The sequence below is a fragment of the Shewanella sp. DC2-4 genome, assembly GCF_013248875.1.
Lineage (GTDB): Bacteria > Pseudomonadota > Gammaproteobacteria > Enterobacterales > Shewanellaceae > Shewanella > Shewanella oncorhynchi.
The window spans coordinates 4,699,459-4,724,406 of sequence record NZ_JABRVR010000002.1; the positions used below are offsets into that span (position 1 = coordinate 4,699,459).

Here is a 24,948-nt window from a genome sequence, read left to right on the forward strand (position 1 = left end):
GGATAATGATGAGCACAACGACTCAAGATCAAACCGCAGCCCATGATGACCATCATCATGGTGCGCCAAAGGGCATCATGCGCTGGCTGCTAACCACCAACCATAAAGACATAGGTACTTTGTATTTATGGTTCAGCTTCATTATGTTCTTAACCGGTGGCGCTATGGCCATGGTGATCCGCGCTGAACTCTTTCAACCTGGATTACAATTGGTCGAGCCCAACTTTTTCAACCAAATGACAACTGTTCATGGGCTGATCATGGTATTCGGTGCGGTAATGCCAGCCTTTACAGGGCTCGCTAACTGGCTGATCCCTATGATGATAGGGGCGCCCGATATGGCGCTGCCACGGATGAATAACTGGAGTTTTTGGATACTCCCCTTCGCCTTCACTATCCTTCTCAGTTCGCTATTTATGGAAGGTGGCGGACCTAACTTTGGTTGGACCTTCTACGCACCACTATCAACAACTTATAGTCCAGATAGCACGGCGCTCTTTGTATTTTCTATTCACATCATGGGGATAAGTTCGATCATGGGCGCAATCAACGTGATTGTGACCATAGTGAATTTACGCGCGCCAGGCATGACATGGATGAAGTTACCATTGTTTGTGTGGACTTGGCTTATCACGGCATTCCTACTGATCGCGGTTATGCCCGTACTCGCTGGCGCAGTGACTATGGTGCTGACAGATAAGTTTTTCGGCACGAGTTTCTTCGATGCGGCTGGCGGCGGCGATCCTGTGATGTTCCAGCATATTTTCTGGTTCTTCGGCCACCCTGAAGTCTACATCATGATCTTGCCGTCCTTTGGCATCATCTCTGCCATAGTCCCAGCCTTCAGTCGTAAACCCTTATTTGGCTATGCATCCATGGTTTATGCTACGGCTAGTATTGCAATTCTGTCGTTCCTCGTGTGGGCGCACCATATGTTCACCACAGGTATGCCTGTGTTTGCCGAGCTGTTCTTCATGTATTGCACTATGTTGATTGCAGTGCCAACTGGAGTGAAAGTGTTTAACTGGGTTGCCACTATGTGGCGCGGCTCACTCAGTTTCGAAACGCCCATGCTGTTTGCTGTAGCCTTTATCATACTCTTCACTATTGGCGGTTTTTCGGGATTAATGCTCGCCATTACACCCGCCGACTTCCAGTACCACGATACTTATTTTGTTGTGGCACATTTCCATTATGTGCTCGTGACTGGTGCGATTTTCTCCATCATGGCAGCGGCCTATTACTGGCTACCTAAGTGGACGGGACACATGTACAACGAACGACTGGGACAATGGCATTTCTGGTGCTCGGTGATTTCAGTCAATGTGCTATTTTTCCCGATGCATTTCCTTGGGCTGGCAGGAATGCCAAGGCGTATCCCTGACTACTCGATTCAATTTGCCGATGTTAATCAAATCGTCTCGATTGGTGGGTTCGCCTTCGGCTTATCGCAATTGATTTTCTTAGTATTAGTAATTAAGTGCATCCGTGGCGGCGAAAAAGCCCCCGCTAAACCTTGGGAAGGTTCCGAGGGTTTAGAGTGGACATTGCCAAGCCCTGCACCTTACCACTCCTTCACGACACCACCTGAGGTGAAATGAAATGGCAACCCAACACCAGCAAGATAAACCTAAGTCAAATCGTAAACTTATCAGCATGTTAGTTATCGGCTGTATTGGAATGTTTGGCTTTGGATTCGCGCTGGTGCCGCTCTACGATGTGTTGTGCGAGCAACTCGGTATCAATGGAAAACCCTCCAATACCGCGAGTAGTTATCAAGCAATCACAGTAGATACAAGCCGAATAGTGACTGTAGAATTTATTTCTCAGGTACAAACAGGCATGCCATGGACATTTGCGCCACAAACCAAACGGCTCGAAGTTCACCCTGGCGAGCTAATCCATACGGCATTTTTGGCGCGCAATATGTCCGCTAAAGCAACTATTGGCCAAGCGATACCTTCAGTTTCGCCCGGCCAAGGTGCCGCTTATTTTAATAAAACAGAATGCTTTTGCTTTAATCAACAACCCTTAGCGGCGGACACTAGCGCTGAGCTGCCGCTCATTTTCTATGTGGATCCTCAGTTACCTGAGTCTATCCACACTCTGACCCTCTCTTACACTCTCTACGACATTACCGACAAGCAGTTAGCGTCTGCCATAGAGCAAGGAGCTGCAAAATGACAACGAAACATCAGACTTACTACGTTCCATCCCAAAGTGTCTGGCCTATTGTAGGTGCCATTGGCTTGTTCTTAATCGCCTCTGGTGCAGGCCTTTTCGTGCAACAGTTGAAATCAGGTGCATCTGGTGGCGGTTATGTGCTGCTGGTTGGGATCGCTGTGATCCTATTCATGCTGGTGGGTTGGTTTAGAACCGTGATCCAAGAGTCGATGGCAGGGCTCTATTCTAGCCAAATGGATCGATCGTTTCGCCAAGGTATGAGCTGGTTTATTTTTTCGGAAGTCATGTTTTTCGGGGCTTTTTTCGGGGCACTATTTTATGCCCGCATGTTCGCAGTGCCTTGGCTCGGTGGCGCATCGAATAATGCCATGACCCACGAAGTGCTCTGGCCTCAGTTTGAAGCTATTTGGCCGCTAATTACTACGCCAGATGGCACTAAAACCCAAGCTATGCCATGGACTGGACTGCCATTAATCAACACTATCGTACTGCTAACCTCCTCAGTTACCTTACATTTCGCCCATGTCAGCCTAGAAAAAGGTAAACGTTCTGCCATTACTCTCTGGCTTGGTATCACCATACTCTTAGGGATGGGGTTCCTTGCCTTGCAGGCTGAAGAGTATATCCACGCCTATCAGGAGATGGGACTCACCTTAACCTCGGGGATTTATGGCAACACCTTCTTCCTGTTAACTGGCTTTCACGGCATGCATGTCACACTGGGGACGCTCTTTTTATTCGTGTTGTTTTTCAGAGTGTTGAAGGGGCACTTTAGCGCAGATAAACATTTTGCGTTCCAAGCGGGGAGTTGGTATTGGCACTTTGTGGATGTGGTCTGGCTGTGTTTGTTTATTTTCGTTTACGTTCTCTAGTGCTTTAGTAAGGCGTGGGATTGGGGCTAATTAACCCAGTCCCTAAGGCCACCAGCAATAACAAGATAACGAGCACGGAGAAAATCACTCGCCGCCCAAGATAACGGCTCATAGGCACTTTTTCATCACCTTTCACCAGAATAAACAAGGCGCGACCTAGATTAAAAATGATGAATAGCAACAGCAGAACTAAGACCAACTTAAAAATGAACAGGCTATTCATACAATATCCTCATGTTCTGCTGAATAAATTAACGGTTTTTCTACTGATATTGACTGTGGCTGTATTAACTATATTGGTCAAGTTGGGTTTATGGCAGTTAGCCCGTGGTGAAGATAAAACGACGCTTTTAGCCCAGATGGAAGCAAGGCAAGCTTTGCTGCCATTAAATTTTGAGCAGCTCCAACTCAAGGTCGGCAAAGAAGGTGTGACTGGTTATCGACTGCAAGTACGCGCCACTCCCGCAAGCTCACAAATCTGGCTGCTGGATAATCAAATCTATCAAGGTCAAGTGGGCTATTTAGCCTTCCAACCATTGCAAGTAGAAGTTGAAAAACCTTGGTTGCTGGTCGAGTTAGGCTTTGTTGCCTCAGGCTCCCATCGGGATGAGTTACCCCACATCACTCCCCTAAGCGGGGCATTAAATATCGAAGGCAGGCTTTATCAAAAGCAAATCAATCCCTTGAGCCAAGCTTTAATGGCAGAAACAGGGACAAGTATTCGCTTTCAAAATTTAAATATGCCCGAAATGGCTAAGGTATTAGGGCACCCAGTGTTACCTGTCGTGTTGCAACCAGAGCAATTACCTTCCCTCACATTGCCCCATCCTTGGCAACCTTTCCCACTGTCGGCACAAAAACATTGGGGCTATGCGTTGCAGTGGTTTTCGATGGCAGCCGTATTTGCAGGGCTAATGCTGTGGCAAGGGATTAAATATGTAAAACGCCATAGCGCCCAAACAGTCGCAAACTCAAGGAGCAAATAGGGAAATTCGTACCATACTTAGCAAGACACCAATAAAACTAAATAAATATAAAACAATAAATTAGGGATAATTTGAATGAGAGGAGCAAGCATGAACTCCCAGAACAAATCTAAACACAAAGCATTAGGGCTATTACTGCTGGCGTTTATTGCACCCGTAATGATTGCTAAGCTAGTGCTGAGCCTCAATTTATACCATGGCGGTGCCACCAATCATGGCGAGCTGATCAGTCCCGAAACCAGCTATGCCAGCCTTGGGGTTGAAAATTCTAATCCCAAAGAATGGCAGCTACTGTATTTATTGCCCGCCAAATGCAACGATGCTTGCCGTGAACGCCTGTATATTTTGCGCCAAAGCCACACAGCGCTAGGGCCAGATCAGGCGCGAGTAGAACCGCTCATCCTCACTCATCCCGACAGCGATATTAACGCCTTAAGCACCTTTAACTTCAATACTCGTCCCGCCAATGCAGGCTTAAGCAAATGGTTAGATGAACAGCAGCTAATCATAGTCGATCCCTTAGGCAGCTTAGTCCTGCGCTACCCTCAAGTGCAGGGCAAAGAAGCACATTTAGCTCAAGGCAAGGCGCTGATTGCGGATCTGCGTAAGTTGTTAAAACTGTCGAGGGTAGATTGATGCAACTAACTTGGATCCTACGCTTAACCTTAGTCTTTACCCTATTGGTGATTTTAATGGGCGCTTATACTCGCCTATCGGATGCAGGGCTCGGCTGCCCCGATTGGCCAGGCTGCTACGGCCATATTAAAGTGCCCACCCAAGACCATGAAATCGCCCATGCGCAAACTATATTCCCAGATCACGATATCAATCCAGAGAAAGCTTGGCTGGAAATGATCCACAGATATATCGCAGGCGGGCTTGGCTTACTGGTGTTGTTCATCTTAATTTTGTGCTTAAAAACACCGGAAGCACCCAAAAAGTTGCCGATCATCATAGTGCTGCTGATCCTCTTTCAAGGAGCGCTAGGCATGTGGACTGTGACTATGAAACTCATGCCAATAATTGTGATGTCGCATCTTATTGGTGGCTTTAGCCTAATCTCACTGCTGTTACTCCTTTACCTGCGAACCCGACCTCGGCGTATATTTAATAGCGAAACCCATACTCGACATCTCGCACCGTTAGCATTGGTGAGCCTATTCGTCCTTGTGGGTCAGATTATGTTGGGCGCTTGGACATCATCGAATTATGCGGCGCTCGCCTGCACCTCTTTACCTATCTGTGAAGGAAATTGGGTAGATAACTTAGCAATAGCCGAGGCATTTTCACCGTTCCAAGGCCAACACCCTAGCTTCGAATTTGGGGTGCTCGATTACCCTGCACGAATGACTATCCACGTAGCCCACAGAATTGGCGCTATCGTCACTGCCAGCTTGTTACTCGTGCTCGCCTACCGATTATTTGTGGGCGCTACGGGACTTAAGGCTTTAAGCCTTTTATTAGTGGGGCTAGTCATACTACAAGTGAGCTTAGGTATTTCTAACGTAGTGATGCATTTACCACTCGGTATTGCCGTGTCTCACAACGGTGGTGCGGCACTACTGCTACTGACCTTAGTCACAATCAACTATTTTTTATGGCGCAAAGCATAAGCGAGGGATCCAAGATGGCAAAACCACTCTCAATCACCAGTAGCCTGCCCACTTTCAGCGTAACATGGCGCGCCTATTTTGAAATGACCAAACCTAAAGTAGTCGCACTGATGCTGCTCACTGTCTTAGTCGGCATGTGTCTTGCTGTGCCCCATGCGGTCCCCGTTCAACCTTTAATCGCCGGTATGCTGGGTATTGCTATGATGGCGGGTTCAGCGGCGGCGCTCAATCATCTGATCGATCGCCGTATTGATGGCTTAATGGCGCGCACCTACAATCGCCCATTGCCTAAGGGACGCATTTCGGCCACCCGCGCGTTAATTTTCGCCGCTAGCTTAGGTAGTTTTGGCTTTATCGTCTTATATTCCTTAGTCAATCCACTCACAGCTTGGCTGACCTTTGCCAGCCTGATTGGCTATGCCTTGGTTTATACTGCCTATTTGAAACGCGCAACATCACAAAATATTGTGATCGGCGGCCTTGCGGGAGCCATGCCACCCCTGCTGGGATGGACGGCAGTGACGAACGAATTTCACGGCCATGCGTTATTGCTAGTGATCATCATTTTTACGTGGACGCCGCCACATTTTTGGGCACTGGCCATTCACAGACGCGCCGAATATGCCAAAGTAGATATTCCCATGCTACCAGTCACCCACGGTGTCGAATTTACGAAAACCTGCATCTTGCTCTACACAGTATTGCTGGCGATTGCTTGCCTGTTACCTGTGCTGGTTGGTATGTGTGGGCCAGTGTATTTCGTCAGCTCGAGTTTACTCAGTACGGGATTTATCTATAAAGCATGGCAACTTAAATATCGGGATCATGATGGCTTGGCGATGCAAGTGTTCCGCTTCTCTATCTACCATTTAATGTTGTTATTTATGGCATTACTGCTAGACCACTATTTGTGGAACTAGTGTATGGAACGAGTTTGTCGCGCTAACCTGTATTTATGGAGCGAATAATGCAGAAAAGAATTTTAGTCATCGCCATTTTGTTGTTCGGTCTTGGCGGCCTATTTGCGGTGAAATTTAATCCCCCAAAACCTATCGAGTTAGAGAGCGGTTTTCTGTTTCCACTGGCCTATGAATTAGCGCCCTTTGAATTGGTTGAGCAACACAAGCAAGCTTTTACCAATGCCAGTTTGCAGGGAAAATGGAGCTTATTTTTTATCGGTTTTACCTTTTGTCCCGACATTTGCCCTACGACCTTAAATAAACTTGCGGCGGCTTATCCTGATCTAAACAAAATAGCGCCATTGCAGGTGGTGTTTTTATCCGTCGACCCCAAACGGGACACACCGGATAAACTCCTGACCTATGTGAATTTTTTCAATCCAGAGTTTAAAGCTGTAACGGGTGAACAAACGCAGATATTTCCCCTCACCCGCAGCTTAGGACTCACTTATGCCATGGTGGGTGAAGGAGAGAATTACCAAGTCGACCATAGTGCGGGTTATGTATTGGTGTCGCCGCAGGGAACGCGAGTTGCGGTATTTAAACCTACGGCAGCGTTAGGCAAACCGCCGCAGGTATTAAATGATAAATTAATTAGCGATTTTGAAAAAATAGTGGCGCAATACAAACCTAGCCGTTGATCACTCTTTAACCCAAGAGCCATCGTCCTTTGGCCTCACCCAAGGCTGAGAAAACCAATAGTAGCCATTGCGCGCCTTACTCGGCGCTGTGCAGTTATAACGCGATCGCCCCGCAGGCAAGGCTAAATCCGCTTGAACACTAAACTCGTTTTCATTGAGCCAAGTCGGCTGTTTTGAGCCTTGACCTTGGATGTAACACATCACTTGCTTAGCAGAGATATCACTCATATCGAGGGTCACTTTAAGCTCTGGACGCCAATGACCACCCTTTAACTCAGGATCACTTGGGGTTTGTGCAATCACAGGCATATTTAAGCTGTATAACTTTGCCTTAAGGCTTTTTAGGTCAGCATATTGTCCAGCAACGGGGAAACGCGGCAGGGCCGTTAATGGCGAATAGGGCCCGGCGGCACCGGACTGTTGCCCAAAAGCGACAAAGCCGTTCTCAGTTAACATATCCTGCAACGCTTGATTGTACTCACCGTAGGGATACGCCAGCATTTTAAAATTGTGCCCAGTGGCATCTGCAATCGCTTTTTCTGTATCTAAGATATTAGCTTTTATCCGCGCTAACCACTGCGCCTGTGATTCGTTTTCTAAGGAGCGGATCAAATGTTCGTGCGCCCAACTGTGATTAGCAATATCGGCGCCTTCCTTGGATAGTGTGATGAGTTCATCCCAAGTCATCATCTCGGTAAACTTTTGTTTAATCGGCTCAATTGCCACAAACAAGGTGTAGGGGAATCCAAATTCCTTTAGGATAGGATGCGCCGTAGTCGCTATACTGCGATAACCATCATCGAAGGTAATTGCGATTGTTTTAGCGGGTAAATCTTGTTTTTGCTTGATCGCTTCAACCACTTTAGAAAGCGGGATCACCTTAAAGCCGTCATCGACGAGAAACTGCATTTGCTCACGAAATTGCGCGGGCGTAACGCTGGTTGCCGCCGGAGTGGTTTCTGACACATGGTGATATTGCAGAATGACCACGGCATGGGCAGAAAACGTCATTAGCCCTATGAGTGCCAACAGCACACGTTTAACCATAATGTGAACACCTCTGAAATTAATGAATACTGCTAAATCAACTTGGCTCGACCTCATGCTCAACGGCGCGAAAAATCGCCAGTTACTAGCGCTCGCCCTGCCGATGATACTCTCCAATATCACTATCCCGCTTTTGGGCTTAGTCGATACGGCTGTTATAGGCCATCTGAGTGAGGCCTATTATTTAGGTGGAGTCGCTGTCGGGTCAACGATTATCACATTAATCATTTGGTTATTGGGATTTTTGCGTATGGCGACGACAGGTTTAGTCGCGCAAGCCTTTGGTGCTGACGATCTTCACGCCCAGCACAAACTCTTAGTCCAAGGCGCTATGCTAGCAATGTTATTGGGCGCAGGCGTTATCGCACTGCAAGTCCCGATATTGAATTTAGCGTTAGGATTATCCGAAGCGAGTAGCGAGGTCGAACGTTATTGCCGCGAGTATTTTCAGGTACGGATTTGGTCAACGCCCTTCGCCCTGCTCAATTTAGTGATGTTAGGTTGGCTCTTAGGGCGACAACAACCTAAAGCCGCCATGTGGCAGCTGATTTTAGCGAACCTTGCCAATATTATTCTCGATGTGGTGTTTGTCCTCGGCTTGGGCTGGGGAGTTAAGGGCGCTGCCCTCGCCTCAGTATTTGCCGATATCACCGCTTTCTCAGTCGCACTCACTATGGTGTTACAACAACTCAAGCGCGCACCCGAGTTTCACTTATCTCAGCTATTTCCCCATGTCACCTTAACGGGTTATGGCAAATTACTGAGGCTCAACACAGATATTTTTGTCCGCAGTCTCTGTTTGCAGGCAGCTTTTGCCTTTATGACATTCCATGGTGCAGGTCTAGGTGATAATACCGTTGCGGCCAATGCCGTGTTATTGAATTTACTGCTATTAATCTCCTATGCACTCGATGGCATTGCCTATTATGCCGAGGCAGAAGTCGGTCGAGCCTATGGGCAAAAACAGGCAGAACAATTAAGGGAAGCTGTGATCTTAGCTTGGTGCTGGTCGGCCATAACGGCACTAGGATTCTGCGCTGTATTTAGTCTTTTTGGCAGTAATATTATCGCGTTATTGACCAGCATTAATGAGGTCAGAGCCACTGCGCAAACCTATCTTATCTGGCTAATATTCTTGCCTTTATGGTCCTTTAGCTCGTATTTATTCGATGGTGTTTACATAGGTGCCGCTAAAGGAAAAGTGATGCGCAATAGCATGATACTCGCCACCTTTGGCGCGTTTTTCCCAACATGGTATTTACTGCAGCTGCTATTACTACCAGAGCAAGGCAACCATGCCCTCTGGGCCGCGATGAGTGTCTTTATGATCGTCAGAAGCCTAACGCTCGCGGGGCATTATTATTTCAGTCAGGCCTTTTTACATAAATAAATCTGTAAAGACAGTAGTTTACTAATCTCAAAATCATTATTATGTTGATTTTACAATTGTAACAAAGATGTGAATCGATAATGAAAAGGATTTTACCGCTGCTATTGCTGTGGCTATGTAACTATACGGTTGCCAACACTGCGCCACAATTACCCGTTGAAGCCTTTGCAAGCATCCCAGATGTTAGCTCTGTGCAGCTCTCGCCTAATGGCAAAAAAATCGCTTCTGTTGTACGGGTCGATCAAGCCAAACTCAAAGGTACTGTCGTTAGTATCCAAGATATAGAAACAGGCGAAAAAAGCATTCCGCTACACACAGATAACCAAAAATTTGTCAGCCTGTCTCTGCAGTGGGCAAACGATAATATCTTACTGATTAGTGCTAAGTTTCCGGCTAACCGTTACGGTACACCTACAACCGAAACCCGCCTTGTTAAGTATGATTTGACCACGAAAAAGACCTCGAGTGTCCTTCCGCGCAGCGTCTTAGACCGTCTTAATTGGATCCCGCAACATCAGGGGCAAATTATCGATCTTATGCCAGATGATCCCGATAATATTTTACTGTCATTAGACGGAATGGGCGAAAACGTAGGCGAAGACAGCGTTCTGAAAGTCAATTTAGCGCAGGGGAAATCCAGTTACACCCAAAATGCTAAAAAGAAGATCATCAGTTGGATTACCGACAGGCAGCACAAAGTCCGAATTTCTATCTACAACGATGATACTGAGTACCGTATTTATGAACAGGCCGAGTAAAAGAGTGATTCACGCTTGCTTTGGACCTTTAAAGCTTTTTCTGAGGACACTGTTTGGCCATTAGGTTTTGATGCAGACCCTAATATCCTCTACGTTCGCGCCTATCACCAAGGTTTCGAAGCCATTTTTAAAGTGAACCTGACCGACCCTAATCTTACAAAAGAGTTGGTTTACGCCAATGAAGCAACTGACGTCGAAGGGGATTTACTCTACTCGCAATTAAAGAAAAAAGTCATTGGTATCAGTGAAGGCGACGGCGAGGAATACACCTTCTGGGAAACAGAATATGTCGGACTACAAAATGGTCTTAAGGCTGTATTACCCGATGCTCACAACTATATTACTCAATTCAGTGCAAATGAACGCCGCTACATAGTGTATTCCACCAGCTCGACCGAGCCTGGCACTTATTATTTCGGCGATAGGGACGAAAAAACGTTATATCCCATCGCGAACAGATACGGCAAGCTCAATAGTGAGCTACTCGCCAACACCCAACATCTAACTTACGAAGCAAGGGATAAGCTCAAAATCGATGCTTACCTAACAGTACCAAAGGGACTCGAAGCTAAACAGCTACCGACGATTATTTTCCCCCATGGCGGCCCGATCAGTTACGACAGTAACGGCTTTGACTACTGGGCACAGTTTTTCGCTAATCGGGGTTATGCGGTATTTCGAATGAATTTCAGGGGGTCGGCAGGTTACGGCTATGAGTTTATGAAGGCTGGCCTAAAAAGCTGGGGACTCGAAATGCAAAACGATGTTGAAGACGGGACTCGTTACCTAATTGCTCAAGGGATTAGCGATCCCAAACGCATTTGTATTGCCGGTGCGAGTTATGGTGGTTACGCGGCCTTAATGGGGGCAGCTATGACTCCCGATCTTTACCGTTGCGCCATCAGTGTGGCTGGTGTGACCGATGTGGCCTACCTAGTAAAATCAAGCCGCAGACATACCAACTATGAAGTGGTTAAAGAGCAAATAGGAGATGATCTCGATGCCCTCTATGAGCGCTCACCTATCAGTAAAGCAGATAAAATTAACATCCCAGTATTACTGCTACATGGCGATAAGGACAGAGTCGTTAAGGTTCAACATAGCCGAGAAATGTATGACGAGCTCAAATCACTGAATAAACCAGTGGAGTATATTGAGTTGGAAAATGGTGATCATTACCTGAGCAATAACGACAACAGACTCGCGACGTTTAAAGCCTTAGATAAGTTCTTAGCTGACAATCTTAACCCTAAGTTATAACTTAACAACAGCACTTAAAGCGGAAGCCAAATATAAAAAACGCGACTCTAAGGTCGCGTTTTTCATTCCGCTTAACAAACAAGATTAAGCGTAAGAATGTTCACCATGTTGGTGATCTGTCACGTCACGTACGCCAGTCAACTCACCTGGGAACATGTCTAACAATTGTTTTTCGATACCATCCTTTAGGGTGATATCAACTTGAGAACAACCGTTACAACCACCGCCGAACTGCAGTACGGCTACACCTTCTTTGGTGATTTCAACCAGCATGATATTACCACCATGGCCGGCTAACTGAGGGTTGATTTCAGATTGGATCACGTATTCGATACGCTCGACTAAAGGTGCATCACCAGACACTTTACGCATTTTTGCGTTAGGTGCTTTGAGCGTGAGTTGTGAACCTAATTGGTCAGTCACAAAATCGATAGTGGCATCTTCAAGGAAAGGTGCACTCTTCTCATCGACCATAGCATTGAAGCCAGTGAACTCGATTTCAATATCATCACTTTCCACTGCATCCGGTGGACAATAAGACACACCACACTCGGCTTGCGAGGTACCAGGACTGATCACAAATACGCGAATATGAGTGCCTTCAGGTTGATCTGCTAACAACTTAACAAAATGGGCTTGAGCCGCATCGGAAATGGTAATCATGAAAACCTGCTCCGTCAGGGGATACCTGAGTGTTTTAGTAAGAATTAGCCGTATGATACTCCGACTCACCTTCGCTTTGTAGTCCTTTGGATAGCAAGTTTATGGATTTTTGCCATAGCGATCACGATTTATTCATCATAAACAAGCTTTAAACGAATGTGTTGTACGCGAGTGAACACCATCATTTACAAACAAAAGCGACCCAATTGGGTCGCTTTAAGCCAGACATAAAATACAAACTATTTAGCCGCTTCTTGTCCCGCGATACGACCAAAGACAATGATATCAGTGTAAGCATTTCCACCGAGTCGATTGGTTCCATGGGTTAAACCAGTCACTTCACCCGCAGCAAACAATCCCGGAATCACCTTTCCTTGTTCATCAAGTACACGAGTACGTGTATCAACCGCTAGTCCACCCATAGTATGGTGCACAGAAGGTGTCGCTTTTAAAATCCAATAAGGTCCTTTACTTAAATCGACTAATCCTGAGCGATGATTAAAGGCTTCATCCTTTCCTGTTGCGGCATAACGATTAACGTCTTTAATCGTTAATAACAGCTTATCTTCAGGAATATTAAAGACTTTAGCGGCTTCTTCTAGGGTGTCGACCTTATACATTAGCCCGTCTTTTGTGAATTCCTTCAGTTCACCTTGATGCATTTCAACAGTATGGGCAACATCTTCAATAGCTTGGTTCCAGAGCACATAAGTATAACGGCCTGGTTGGGCTAGAATGGCCTGTGAAATCACATCTCGGCGTTCCAATTCTTCAACAAAGCGCTCACCCTTCTGGTTGATTAACACTGCACCAAAGAAGCGAGAGTCTGCAATCAAGGCAATCGCGCCCGAGGTTGGGCTACAAATGGGATATGACTGGATATATCCCATATTTTTAGCTGCTGCATGTATTTTTTCTGCCATCACAATACCGTCACCAGTACCACCTGAATGACCAGTGCTGCCATATCGTTCATCTAACTCTGGGTTATATTTTTTACGCATTTCCATGTTAGACGAGAAGCCACCCGTGGCAATCACAACACCACGTTTTGCATAGTATGTTACCGTTTTGCCATTATGAGTCGCTTCTACACCCACAATTCGGCCCGTTTGATCTTGAATTAACTTTTCAGCCTTAGTATTGGTATGAATTGGTAAGCCAACTTCTTCAGCTTTAATAGAAAACTTGCTGATCACCTCTGCTCCGGTATGACCTTTAGGGATTAGCGCTCGTTTCACGCTGTGTCCACCAAACTGAAATAATTGATCTGGGTAAAATTCTACTTTGACGTAATCCCTTAACCACTCAGCTGCATCAACCGCATTATCGACCATGGTCTTAACCATTTCAGGGTCACCTTTGAAATCGCCGCCTTTTAGCGTGTCGCTAATAAACAGGTCTTTGCTATCGGTAACACCCATATTTTTTTGTACCCAACTACCGGCCACATTCATCTCAGCACCCGAGATCAATGAGTTACCACCAATAATAGGCATCTTTTCAATAATAACGGCGGAGCGGCCTGCGGCCATAGCCTCTAAACCAGCACTGAAACCTGCACCACCCGAGCCAATAATCACCACATCATAGGTATATTCTGCTGGCGTTAATGCTTCATTTTTTTTAGCTGAAGCGACAGCAACTAACGTAACACCTGCGGCTTCAATACTTTTACCCACGGCTTCTTTAAGCGCTTTAGACGTTACGGTTGCGCCTGCAATACCGTCAACCTCGATAGAGTTATTATCAATAATCGCCTGTTTAACATCTTTAAATACGGCACCAGCAAGGACCTTATTTTCCTTTTGCTTTAGTACATCAATCGCCACAATGTGTCCGTCTTTGAATGTGGTTTCGACCTGCACTTCGCCATGCTTACCCTGGGCAGTACCTTGACTTTTTACTATTTGATGTGTGACTTGGCAACCTGTAATGACAATTGCCGTACTCACTCCGACACTTAAAATATTTTTTTTTGATAACATCATTTTTTCCACCTATGAATAAATATATTCATGACTTAAAAGCAAGCAACAGAAAGCGATTAAAGCGCTCCGCTAACAAATAATAAAATTACGGAGCGCAATTAATTAAAAAATTTAAAACTAAAATGCCATTACAAACTCTTTGGAAGCCTGAACATCTGGAGTAAACATCCTGTCTTTACCATAGTATGGAACCTTACTTCTAAAGCTATTAAGTAAACTTTGATTATTAGATGATAATTTCCTATTGTGCACTTTTTTCTGCAAATCCATGGCCTGTGTAACTTGCATTAATTCGAAACCATAAATAGTTGTTACTCCATCAACAACTTTAGTCAAATTTTTCCCCACTTGGAAAAAATTACTAAAGTTATCTTCAATCCCACCTTGGTTTGAAATACCATAAAATGAGACAGGATTAGCAGCATGAGCTATTTCAACAAATAAAGCGGTAAAACCATTTTGCAATGTATAAAAGGCTTGCCCATTTGTATCATCAGGGTCAACCAATGCTCTTGGTAATCCTGTAAAATTAGGATCAATAAGTTTTATCTGTCTATTACTTGAATATTTACCAAGTTGTGCCATTGCATTAATAAATGATTCTGTTTGTGAAGCTAGCTGAATCGTATCGAAATTTGCAGAAGAATTAATCGCACCAGAAACATCACCAGTTGTAAAATATTGTTGAACTTGAGAAGAATCTGTGTATTCAATATTTTTAGCATCCAAATATACTGTAGGGTTATCATCTGAACTATTAATTTGGATCTTAATCAGCTCTTTTAATTGTTCTATTTGTGAAATAGCATGTGCAATGGGCCAATGGGCTCCACGGAAAGAAAGGGCATCCTGTAAAGGGCGATTTTCATCTCGTGTGAATAAATATCCACCTTGTAAATTATCAAGGATCTCCTTACCAACATCTTGAACATGTGGCATTGGCCTTGCTGCTAGAGTATGAGGTAGTAAGGGGCTAATATTACCATTAGTGCCTTCCAATCCCGCAGCAATCAATGTAGGGGAGAAATCAATTATCTTTTGAGCCTCACCAATTGCATTAATCACTTGAGCAGTAGCCAATGCGTTATTTGACAGAATAGAAAGAGAGTCCTTTCCAAACGGAACCAAGGGTTTGACCTTAGCCAACTTCATCGCTTTATCAGCAGACATACGTTGACCTTTATAATAAACATCCCAATCGCCCATCATCGCAGCACCAATATGAGCAGCAAGTAAGATATCACTCAGACCGACAGAACCATCCTCAGGTACAACTGGAATGATGTTATTGTTAATAAAGTCTTGATAAATTCTAGCTACATCAGGTTGAACTCCAACATGTCCAGTCGCGATTTGATTTAAGCGAATGACCATCGCCATTCTTACTATTTCTGGGTCAATTGGATTACCACTTGCAGCGGAATGGGTATAAAGCATATTGCGATTAAAATTTACTGAAAGCTCACTGGCTTCAGAAGTTAATGAACCATCCTTACCAAATACAGGTGAGTCTTTATTTTTACCAACGCCCACAGTCAACCCATAAACCGGTGTCCCTTGACGTGCAGAGTCTATCAATAGATCATAACTTTTTTGTATTTTTTCATTAGCATTTGCAGTTAAAGATATTTTATTTTCGGACACCTTTAATTTTAGCAAGTCAGCAATTTCGAGAGAATTGCCATTTAACATTATGTTTTCCGATGCAATCGCATTCCCTAAAGGCATACATAAAGCTACTGTTGAAAAAACAAAAAAACGGGTTAAACCTTTCATTTAATTACCTCGAATTTATAAAACAAAAATTATCTATATACCAAAATATAAAAATAAATCAGTTGGCAATAAAATTAATTACATTAATCATTTAAAAGAAGTACCGAATACCTACAGCATAGTTATTGTCTTGCAGATCTTCGTAAGCCTTATCGTCCATATTACTGAAATCAATTTTAGCTTCAGCATACATAATAGTGTCGAGACTATAACGATAATGCAGACCTAATACCGCAAATTGGCGGGCCCATTTACCTTGAATTGCGGTGTTTTCATTGGTATCGAGATCTTGATATGTCAACAATAGGCTCGGCACAAATCCATTGTCATATTGATAAGCCACAATAAATTCGGCTCCTGTAGAATCGTAGAGTTCGCCACCCACTAACTCGTTTTGCTCACTCTTATGGGCGTTAAAACCAACATATAATCCATCGGCATCACGACCTGGCGCATACTGATAAAAACGACCGTACTGCGCACCAATCCCGATGATTTGGTTAGTATTATCTACCTCTTTACCGGCGAGGTTTCCAGTAAAGTCGCCACGGTTAAAGCCTGCTAACACCTTAAATTTATCTGTAATGTAGTAAGTCGCGCTGGCACCATAGCTAGGGTCAAAGCTCAGCTCTGAACCATCATTTAAGGCATTACCTTGGTTATCATAGAGCGCTACATCGCTATTTTGCTTTGAAGCGTATTGCACCGCGATATGCAGATTACCAAAGGTATTATGGTATTGCAGCGCCGCATCGGCACGACCCGCACCAGTGAGACCACCATCACCAAAGGTATAAGCACCGACAGACCAACCAGTAAACGCATTGAGCACGTCAGTAGTATAAGCCACGTCATAGTAAGCTCCCCATTGCTTACCAAAACTGAGGGTACCCCATTTATCGTGTGCCATGCCGACATAACCTAAACGGTTAAACAGGAAATCTGAGGTTTTTGATGCCGATAATTGGCCACCACCTTGACCTTCGGTGTAGATGAGACCGTCATCGCTGGTCACCATGTTGATACCCCATTCAGTATGGGCAAAGGAACTCCAGCCATTCTTTTCATGGCGATCGAAACGAAAACCAACACGAGAAAAATTATCGATCACGGATGTTTCATGACCATCATTTAATGCGGCAAAGCCTAACCAGCCCGTCATATTAACGCTGTTGGTCTGATCATCATATAATTCTACGGCTTGTGAATTACCCGTAAGTAATAATGTTGAAATGGTAACGGCTATTATCTTAAGCTTCATCCACTTACCTCTTGAGGTTAAATAATAATATCTGACTTAAATTTCAGTAGGCAATATAAATGTTTACATGAAAATTAAACAAACACTGTCCTTCAATCTGAAATTTTTAAGCCATCCAATGAAAATTATTTAACCATTTGCAAAGAAAATACAATGTGACCTAGAGCAAATCACTCTGTTACATTTAAAATGTGTGTGGTTTAAGGCAGTAAACTTCAATTCAATACTTTGAAGTCATTTCATTATAATTAATTTCGCTATAAACATGTCATTTTTTGATGATGTTGTAAAAATCCAACCTAGTTGATCTGCAAGTCGTTTCACTAATAATAATCCTAAACCAAATCCATTATGACCGTTACTATTGTAAGAATTAGTAATTTCAACACAATGACCTTCTTGAGTAACAGTAATATCGACTCCACCATGCTCAATACTATTCCTTAATAAATTACTTAATATTATTTTTAGCGGATGAAGCTGAACGGGCAAACAAGTATCATCACACAATAATTGAATTTTTTGCTCATAACCATGTACCCGTTGCTGCTCCTCGATAATACAGGCAAGTAGAGGCGATAACGCGACATTTTCATTTTCTAAGCTGGAACACTCTTTATTAGTTAACCATAGTAGGGTTTCAATGAGTGACTTCATTTGATTGGTCGCTTGGGAAGCATACAGCGTTGGCCCTGCAAGCTCGCCTTGTTGTAAAGCGAGGATTTCAAATGAAGACTGGCATATGGCGACTGGCGTACGTAACTCATGACTAGCAAAACGTAAAAAATTGAGTTCTCGCTGCTGAGCCTCCTGAAGTTGTAAAATCGAGTTATCTAGAGCATCAACAATTGCCTTTAATTCAGCATATTCTTGTTCAGGTAAACTCAGTTTCCCTCCTCTTTCCCAATCATGTTGTTTAATCGCATGACTAATTTGATGAACAGGCGTAATCACTTTACTTTGCATATAAAACGCTAAACTTGCACTGGCACAAAAGGTTATCAAAACAAGCAGCAAGATCGCCGTCATATTTTTAGGGGCAAATTGCAAATCATGGGTAACACTAAACTGCAGCCAAACGTATAGCGGCTGGCCAGTTTGGGTGTAGTACACACTTAACGCGTTAACAATGGGACCTTCTGCATGCTCATAGCGAATTGTGCTCGCATCAGTTAAGACTTCATTGTTACTTAACTCACGAATTTGCAGCGGAATATCTAGCCAATGAGGATAGACAGTTAAGTTATCGGTTTTTAGAAGTGGTTGATGAAGTAATGATTGCTGAGTTGACTCCGCCAGCTTCAGTAATGCTTCGGCCGCTTGCCCTGCATTGTGCATTGTGACTTCATGCATAGAAATCATACCTGCACACATCATGCAAAGCGGGATAAAACTATTTACACCTAAGGTTATTAATAGAAAAATAACTCCCCACACTTGATAACTACGCTTGAGGCTAAGTTTAGGCGCTTGCATTGATATCATCTCTAAGGCTTAAACCGACGCCACGAATCGTATGTAATATTTGCCGTTCAAAGGGGCGATCGATCACTCGACGCAAAAGATGAATATGGCTGCGCAAGCTGTCACTATCAGGTACGCTGTCGGGCCAAAGCATTCGCTCAATCTCTTCTCTACTCACCGTTTCTGGACTACGCCTAGCTAATAAAGCCAGGATCTGCCATCCGGTTTTAGACAAAGCCAGCTGTTGCCCTTGCCGATACACCATGTGGTTTGCAAAATCGATTTCTAGGTCGCCAATAGTCAACCTTTGGGGCGCGGGACGACGCTGAGCAACCACCTTCAATCGCGCGACCAGTTCCTCCATTGCAAATGGTTTTACTAAATAATCGTCCGCGCCCACAGCAAAACCACTCAAGCGATCATTCAGACTACTACGTGCAGTTAACATGATTACTGGTGAGGTAATGCACTGTGCTTTCCAGCGTTCACACGCTTCAATCCCATCACCATCCGGCAAATTTAGATCGAGAATAATAGCGTCGAACTGCTGCTGACTAATGAGCATATCCGCTTGTGCCAGATTGAAAGCGTAATCACACTCTATACTACTCAATTCAAGATATTGAATGATGTTGTTAGAAAGAAGTCGATTATCTTCAACCAGTAATATCAACATATTTAGATCAACTCATATTGATGGGCTAAATGGATTAAATTTGCTCTATTTGTAGCACCAAATTTCTTACGCATGGATTCCATATGATATTCAACTCCTCTGACACTTATCGGGAGCTGAGTTGAAATTTCGTCGTTTTGAAGACCGTTTGCGACCATAAGTAGGATATCTCTCGCATTATCTTTAAGCAGAGAGCTTTGTAGAAATGGATTGAACAATTGTTTATTACATTCAAAAAGCTTGTTTTGAGCTTCCTTTAAAGTGTCTGCCAATCCCTCTAACACCACCTCCGAAGCACTAAGATGGCTAAGTAGTATAAACCGGCCTGTCCAATGACGATTAGAGTGGCATGAGATGGGCCAGCTCAAAACACTTTGAATATTATGCTTACTAAACAATAGGCTGGTCTTATCATTTTTTTCACTCGTGAATCTATACATATAAGATTTTGAAGTATCCAATGAAAAACCAAAATTGAAATCATGGGAGGCTATCTGATTTAAATAAAAACGCTGTAATTCAGCCATAACAGGGGAAGAAGCTATGCTGGCGATAGGTTTTCTTAGTGCCGTAGGAGAGAACAGATTGGTATCTTTTGGAAAGTGATAATTTTCATACGCACAATGTGGAACTCCTTGAAACCAGAAGCCACAAAAACCATGTAGCTTTAAAGAGTAGTTTATCGCCTGAATAACGTCCTTCAGCGTTGATGCCGTATCTGCATTTGATCGCGCCAGTTTAGCGTCCATAAATACCCTCCAAACGAAATAATATAGGAAGGTATCTCAATACAAAAAATAAACAAAACCCATTGATACAGATACTTACATCTTGTCGCAAAATTAAAACTTATTCATTTTTACTCAGTATTTTTGACATAATTTTGACATACACAAAGATATAATGGAGCAATGCTTTTAACCGTTTTTAAATATCATCCAACAAGCCTGGCGCTTCAGCCCTTGCCAAACACCATACTTGAACATGCACATAACGCGCTTCGAATAAGCGAGCAATTTCAGAGACTGTAGTGCCAGTGGTGACCACATCATCCACCAATGCAACACGTTGGAACGCAAAATCATCCGCTAACATAAAGGCATCATGTAAGTTGCGTCGTCGCTGTGCCCCCGAAAGCCCCGCCTGCGGTCGAGTGTCTTGCTGGCGCGTTAACCCTTCGCTCACTAACGGCAGTTGCAAGAGCTGTGATAACTCATGGGCAATTAACCACGCCTGATTAAATCCCCGTTGGTGTAAGCGTTTTGGATGCAATGGAACTGGCACTATCGCTTGAGGCAGCGAGATTAATCCTTGCTGTTCTAATACCTTAAGTCGTGCCACTAAGGCGCGACACAGCACTGGCAAAGCGGCAAGTTGACCTTGATATTTAATCGCACCAACCCAAGTCCCCAAACCTTGATGATAACTACAAGGTGCAATGACTTTACGTGGCTGGCGCTTTTGGCATTCACCGCAATAATCGACTTCTATTTGCATCGACTTACCGCAACCTAAGCAAATAGACCCATGATATAAGCCAGATTGAAGACAAACGGCACAAATGCCAGTCTCGGGAAGTGATATGGATTGGTGGCACAGCAGGCAACGGTTAGGTAAACTGCCCGCCAACCACCTTGTGCCGAGTTGATAGCCTAAACGCATTATCCGCAAAGCAGATTGCGGCCAAATCCTTTTGACAAAGTGCGGCATACATTCACCTAATCCATTTTTGAGGCACTCAAGTGAGCAAAGTGACATCCACAAACCAAGCAAATTTGCATATTGAAATCAGCGGCCAAGGGCCAGATCTGGTGATGCTTCACGGTTGGGGAGTGAATAGCGCTGTGTTTACGCCATTACATGAGTCACTGTCTCAGTATAGGGTGCACTATGTAGACTTGCCGGGCTTCGGCCATAGCCAAATGGTTGAAGGTGGCCTATCAACCTGGGTAGATACCTTAGTCGCTGCATTGCCTGAACACGCTATTTGGGCCGGCTGGTCACTCGGTGGGCTCGTTGCGACTCAGGCAGCGTTAAGTTATCCACAAAAAATCAAAGGCTTGATTACTATTGCCTCATCCCCTTGCTTTATGGCAAGGGAAGACGAAGCATGGCCGGGCATTCCGCCCCAAGTCCTTAATCAATTTAGAGAACAACTCGGCCAAAATTTACCTAAAACTATAGAGAGATTTCTGGCGATTCAAGCCATGGGTAGCGAAACCGCCAAGGAAGACATCAAACAACTGCGCGATCTTGTCCTCGCACGTCCTTTACCCAATACCAGAGCCTTAACTCAAGGCCTAAATATGCTAACCGACGTCGACTTAAGGCAACAACTGATAGAGTTGCAACAACCTTGGCTAAGGATCTGGGGCCGACTCGACGGGCTAGTGCCCAAACGCGTACCACCTAAAATGCCCATCACAGCTCAAAGTGAGGATGTGATGCTCGCCAAAGCCTCTCACGCGCCCTTTATTTCCCATCAGCAGGAGTTTTTGCAAGTATTTATGCCTTGGTTAACGTTACAGACACGTTAACGCTTTATCTTTGAGCGATTAATGACTAGTATTTAACCATTAATGTGCCAAGGAATTTCCCATGTTAGTTGTCAGTAACTACCCCCAAGTCCCGCTAGCGACCAGTAATGTCGCGACGGACTCGGCTCGGGTCGACAACCAACTGAAACCTGTGGTCATCCCACCACAAGCGGCAACTAAAGGTCACGAAGAACGCGCCTTTAATCCACAGAATGAACGCACTGCGGATCAAGCTCAACAACAGGCGAAAACGCTCGAGCATAATCAGCAACAAGTTCAAGAAAAACAGCAGCAACAGCAATCCTCACAGCAACAGAACCAACAACAGCAAGAGAAAAAAGCGCCCCTTGTAGTGGCCGAGCGTGTTTTACCTAAAACGCTAAAAATTGCAGCAAGAGGCCAAGCGGCACTGCAACGTAAGGATATACGCTTAAAGGTCAGTCAAGGTGCGGCAAATTATGCCAGCAGTAACGCCAAAGCGAATACCAGCAGTACGGCAAGGCAATCGCTTCAAGGCGAATCGAGTCAATTTTATCAACAACTTGGGCAACGCATTAGTCAGTTCTATCAACAACAGACTCAGCCAGAGCAAGAATCTATTATGTCGACGTGGATTTAACCTATTCCAATCGTATGAATCCGTTTGCGCACAAAATTAACCTGAATGATAAACAAAAATGCCGCTAAAAATAGCGGCATTTTCCATTCTGTTTAACGCTTATTTAGGCAAACGATACAGCTCTTGCTGGTAGGCCAAACTGCCCCACAATGCCCAACTTAAGGCTTTCTTCTCTAGCGCGGCAGCAGCGGGTGGATAAGGCGTTAACTGCTCGTTTTTTTCATTATATTCGAAACCCTGTGCCTCTTTCTCTGGTTGCAGAATGACCACATCTTTACCTTCCATCAGGGCAAAGTTTTTATCGTATTGCATCAGAGCACGCCCTGGCCAATCATCGCTGACCTGAGTTAAGTCACGGCCCAGCATAGGGTAAGAGTCTGAAATACCAATCAAGGATAACAAAGTCGGCGGTAAATCAATCTGGCTCACAATACGATGATCGCGTTTTGGCGCAACATTATCCCCAAGAATTAATCCCGGAATACGAAAACGCGATACTGGCACCAGATCCGCACCACCCACTCGACTGTCATGGTCGGCAACCACGATAAAAATCGTATCTTTCCAATAGTCTGCGTTTTTCGCCAATTTGAAAAACTCACCAACCGCATAGTCAGCATATTTCGCCGCATTGTTGCGAGTTTGCTTAGGTTGTTCATAAAGTTCGATACGATCATCTGGGAATTCAAATGGATCATGGTTGCTCGAACTAAACACTAAACTAAAGAAAGGCTTACCTTCGCTATGCAGACGCTCAAACTCACTGTTCGCCTTGCGCATTAAATCTTCGTCTGACGCGCCCCACGAACCCACGAAGGCCGGAGATTTGTAATCTTTCTGATCTATGATGTCACTAAAGCCGTTGCCCAAGAAGAAGCTACGCATATTGTCGAAATGGCTCTCACCACCATAAATAAACTGCGTTGTATAACCATGATTTTTAAGTAATTCAGCAATACTGAAAAAGCCAACTTGGCTCTTACCTAGCTTCACCACAGCGCGAGCGGGCGTTGGCGTAAAACCTGTTGTCACGGCTTCGATTCCGCGTACAGATCGTGTACCAGTAGCGTACAAGTTATCGAAATACCAACCTTCTTTAGACAAGGCATCGATATTCGGTGTCAGGGGTAACCCACCTAAACTGCCGACAAAACGTGCGCCTAAGCTCTCTTGCAGTAGGATCACTAAGTTCTTTGGCTTACCAGTATAACTGGCTTGGTTAAAGCTCAGTGATGGGATATCCGTTGAAGTAAAGGCACTTTCAGGGCGACCACTTTCCTGCCTAATCGTTGCAATAACCTCCGCGTTATCTAGCTTGCCATACACTTTAGAAGCATCTTCTTCACTATCCATCTGCTTGATGGCAAACACCAAGGAATAGGCAGAGTTAATCACTAAAGAGTTCACTAATGGATCATCAGCAAAGGCCACCAAAGCGGGGTTAAGCGGACGATGACCCAAGGTTGAACGGGCACCTAATATCGTAATTGCGATAACAATTAACGCGAATACTGGACGCCAATACCAGCGCGGAAAGCGCAGGTTTCTCGTCAGTTTACCGCTGAGAACCCAACCGCCCCAGAGTGTACCTATGGTTAATAATATTGAGAAAATAAGCTCAAGCTTACGACCCGCCCACAGCATAGAAAGCACTTCTTTCGGGTAGATCAGATATTCCACATACAAACGATTCGGACGAAAACCGTATTCTTCAATAAAGGCGGGGGTCGATGCTTCTAAAAACAGCATGATCCACAGACCGACGGTTAACCACACCCGTAAAATCGGCTGCCATAGACGGCCAATAAAATGATCACCTGAAAATAATGCAGTCCCTAAGGCGGCAATACCCCATAACCAGCACAGGGTAGCGATATCGACGCGTAAACCTTGGATTAAGAGATGCGACCAACCATCCACAGCGGCAACGCGATCCGCTTGCCACAGCCCTAAAGCGATACGGCTCACAGTGACAATGAAAAGCACTAATAACGAAAAGATAAAGATGGCGCGGAAAGGCCCATGGGCATTTTTTCGCCCGCGAGGTGATAAACCAGATTGCATGTGTTACCCCAAAACGTGTAAAAAGAGCCACTCTGCTTTGGAGTGTCAATTTGAAAAATCGGTGAATAAGCTGTGCTATGACAACCGATTTTGCTTAACGTTGCATTAAATGCCGACTTTATATTCCCTAAGACGACATTTATGCAACAATTTTGTGAGTAACAGGTTAAAAAGTCGACTCGGACAT

The 24,948-nt window shown here is 44.5% G+C and carries 22 protein-coding genes and 1 pseudogene; 12 read left to right on the forward strand and 11 right to left on the reverse strand.

What is annotated here, in order from left to right; genetic code table 11:
- The first annotated feature begins 8 nt into the window (after positions 1–8).
- The 3 genes from ctaD to HQQ92_RS21310 are packed head-to-tail and all read left to right on the forward strand — an operon-like array spanning position 9 to position 3,056.
- Entirely contained in the window at positions 9–1,601 is a 1,593-nt protein-coding gene (gene ctaD / locus HQQ92_RS21300) for a cytochrome c oxidase subunit I (protein WP_105250642.1), read from the forward strand.
- 1 nt (position 1,602) lies between these two features.
- Positions 1,603–2,184: a cytochrome c oxidase assembly protein gene (locus HQQ92_RS21305; protein ID WP_105250643.1), complete on the forward strand. Its 582-nt coding sequence runs from the start codon at positions 1,603–1,605 to the stop codon at positions 2,182–2,184.
- The gene (locus HQQ92_RS21310; RefSeq protein WP_173248218.1) at positions 2,181–3,056 is read left to right on the forward strand and encodes a cytochrome c oxidase subunit 3; all 876 of its coding nucleotides are present in this window, start codon (positions 2,181–2,183) and stop codon (positions 3,054–3,056) included. Before HQQ92_RS21305 ends, HQQ92_RS21310 begins: the two co-directional genes overlap by 4 nt.
- A 4-nt stretch (positions 3,057–3,060) precedes the next feature.
- Here HQQ92_RS21310 and HQQ92_RS21315 read toward each other — a convergent pair whose 3' ends face one another.
- On the reverse strand, positions 3,061–3,279 hold the full coding sequence (locus HQQ92_RS21315) for a DUF2909 family protein (protein ID WP_173248220.1): 219 nt from the start codon (positions 3,277–3,279) through the stop codon (positions 3,061–3,063).
- On the opposite strand from HQQ92_RS21315, the gene HQQ92_RS21320 reads away from it, so the two are divergent.
- From HQQ92_RS21320 to HQQ92_RS21340, 5 genes are all read left to right on the forward strand, one after another.
- A complete protein-coding gene (locus HQQ92_RS21320) occupies positions 3,278–4,042 on the forward strand; it encodes an SURF1 family protein (protein WP_173248753.1) in 765 nt (254 codons plus the stop codon). The genes HQQ92_RS21315 and HQQ92_RS21320 overlap by 2 nt on opposite strands.
- A 90-nt stretch (positions 4,043–4,132) precedes the next feature.
- On the forward strand, positions 4,133–4,678 hold the full coding sequence (locus tag HQQ92_RS21325; RefSeq protein WP_173248222.1) for a hypothetical protein: 546 nt from the start codon (positions 4,133–4,135) through the stop codon (positions 4,676–4,678).
- A complete protein-coding gene (locus HQQ92_RS21330) occupies positions 4,678–5,655 on the forward strand; it encodes a heme A synthase (RefSeq protein ID WP_173248224.1) in 978 nt (325 codons plus the stop codon). Before HQQ92_RS21325 ends, HQQ92_RS21330 begins: the two co-directional genes overlap by 1 nt.
- 14 nt (positions 5,656–5,669) lie before the next feature.
- A complete protein-coding gene (gene cyoE, locus HQQ92_RS21335; RefSeq protein ID WP_173248226.1) occupies positions 5,670–6,575 on the forward strand; it encodes a heme o synthase in 906 nt (301 codons plus the stop codon).
- Positions 6,576–6,622: 47 nt separating this feature from the next.
- Complete coding sequence (locus tag HQQ92_RS21340) at positions 6,623–7,255, forward strand: SCO family protein (protein ID WP_173248228.1); 633 nt, start codon at positions 6,623–6,625, stop codon at positions 7,253–7,255.
- Here the strand turns inward: HQQ92_RS21340 and HQQ92_RS21345 are convergent, their stop codons facing one another.
- Positions 7,256–8,302 carry a polysaccharide deacetylase family protein gene (locus HQQ92_RS21345; protein WP_105250650.1) on the reverse strand — a complete coding sequence of 349 codons (1,047 nt, stop codon included), beginning with the start codon at positions 8,300–8,302 and terminating at the stop codon, positions 7,256–7,258.
- A gap of 22 nt (positions 8,303–8,324) precedes the next feature.
- Here HQQ92_RS21345 and HQQ92_RS21350 point away from each other — a divergent pair, with 22 nt between their 5' ends.
- Entirely contained in the window at positions 8,325–9,692 is a 1,368-nt protein-coding gene (locus HQQ92_RS21350) for an MATE family efflux transporter (protein WP_173248230.1), read from the forward strand.
- Positions 9,693–9,772: 80 nt separating this feature from the next.
- A pseudogene (locus HQQ92_RS23960) lies at positions 9,773–11,710 on the forward strand (alpha/beta hydrolase family protein).
- Positions 11,711–11,794: 84 nt separating this feature from the next.
- On the opposite strand, the gene nfuA reads toward HQQ92_RS23960, so the two are convergent.
- The 8 genes from nfuA to HQQ92_RS21395 all read right to left on the reverse strand — a co-directional run bounded on the left by nfuA (position 11,795) and on the right by HQQ92_RS21395 (position 21,251).
- Positions 11,795–12,373, reverse strand: a complete 579-nt coding sequence (nfuA, locus tag HQQ92_RS21360) for a Fe-S biogenesis protein NfuA (protein WP_006079591.1) — start codon at positions 12,371–12,373, stop codon at positions 11,795–11,797.
- A 239-nt stretch (positions 12,374–12,612) separates the two neighbouring features.
- Complete coding sequence (gene urdA / locus HQQ92_RS21365; protein ID WP_173248755.1) at positions 12,613–14,361, reverse strand: urocanate reductase; 1,749 nt, start codon at positions 14,359–14,361, stop codon at positions 12,613–12,615.
- Positions 14,362–14,481: 120 nt separating this feature from the next.
- The gene (locus tag HQQ92_RS21370) at positions 14,482–16,140 is read right to left on the reverse strand and encodes an aromatic amino acid ammonia-lyase (protein WP_254306345.1); all 1,659 of its coding nucleotides are present in this window, start codon (positions 16,138–16,140) and stop codon (positions 14,482–14,484) included.
- Between the two features lie 91 nt (positions 16,141–16,231).
- The gene (locus HQQ92_RS21375) at positions 16,232–17,401 is read right to left on the reverse strand and encodes a porin (protein ID WP_173248232.1); all 1,170 of its coding nucleotides are present in this window, start codon (positions 17,399–17,401) and stop codon (positions 16,232–16,234) included.
- Positions 17,402–17,635: 234 nt separating this feature from the next.
- Entirely contained in the window at positions 17,636–18,877 is a 1,242-nt protein-coding gene (locus HQQ92_RS21380; protein WP_173248234.1) for a HAMP domain-containing sensor histidine kinase, read from the reverse strand.
- Positions 18,864–19,541: a response regulator transcription factor gene (locus HQQ92_RS21385; protein ID WP_168827198.1), complete on the reverse strand. Its 678-nt coding sequence runs from the start codon at positions 19,539–19,541 to the stop codon at positions 18,864–18,866. Before HQQ92_RS21385 ends, HQQ92_RS21380 begins: the two co-directional genes overlap by 14 nt.
- Positions 19,542–19,543: 2 nt before the next feature.
- Positions 19,544–20,290, reverse strand: a complete 747-nt coding sequence (locus tag HQQ92_RS21390) for a helix-turn-helix transcriptional regulator (RefSeq protein WP_173248236.1) — start codon at positions 20,288–20,290, stop codon at positions 19,544–19,546.
- Between the two features lie 178 nt (positions 20,291–20,468).
- Entirely contained in the window at positions 20,469–21,251 is a 783-nt protein-coding gene (locus tag HQQ92_RS21395) for a ComF family protein (RefSeq protein ID WP_173248238.1), read from the reverse strand.
- A gap of 32 nt (positions 21,252–21,283) precedes the next feature.
- Here HQQ92_RS21395 and bioH point away from each other — a divergent pair, with 32 nt between their 5' ends.
- Positions 21,284–22,078: a pimeloyl-ACP methyl ester esterase BioH gene (gene bioH / locus HQQ92_RS21400; protein WP_173248240.1), complete on the forward strand. Its 795-nt coding sequence runs from the start codon at positions 21,284–21,286 to the stop codon at positions 22,076–22,078.
- A 61-nt stretch (positions 22,079–22,139) separates the two neighbouring features.
- Complete coding sequence (locus HQQ92_RS21405; protein WP_173248241.1) at positions 22,140–22,697, forward strand: hypothetical protein; 558 nt, start codon at positions 22,140–22,142, stop codon at positions 22,695–22,697.
- Positions 22,698–22,796: 99 nt separating this feature from the next.
- Here HQQ92_RS21405 and HQQ92_RS21410 read toward each other — a convergent pair whose 3' ends face one another.
- Positions 22,797–24,761, reverse strand: a complete 1,965-nt coding sequence (locus HQQ92_RS21410) for an LTA synthase family protein (RefSeq protein ID WP_173248243.1) — start codon at positions 24,759–24,761, stop codon at positions 22,797–22,799.
- Positions 24,762–24,948: the final 187 nt, after the last annotated feature.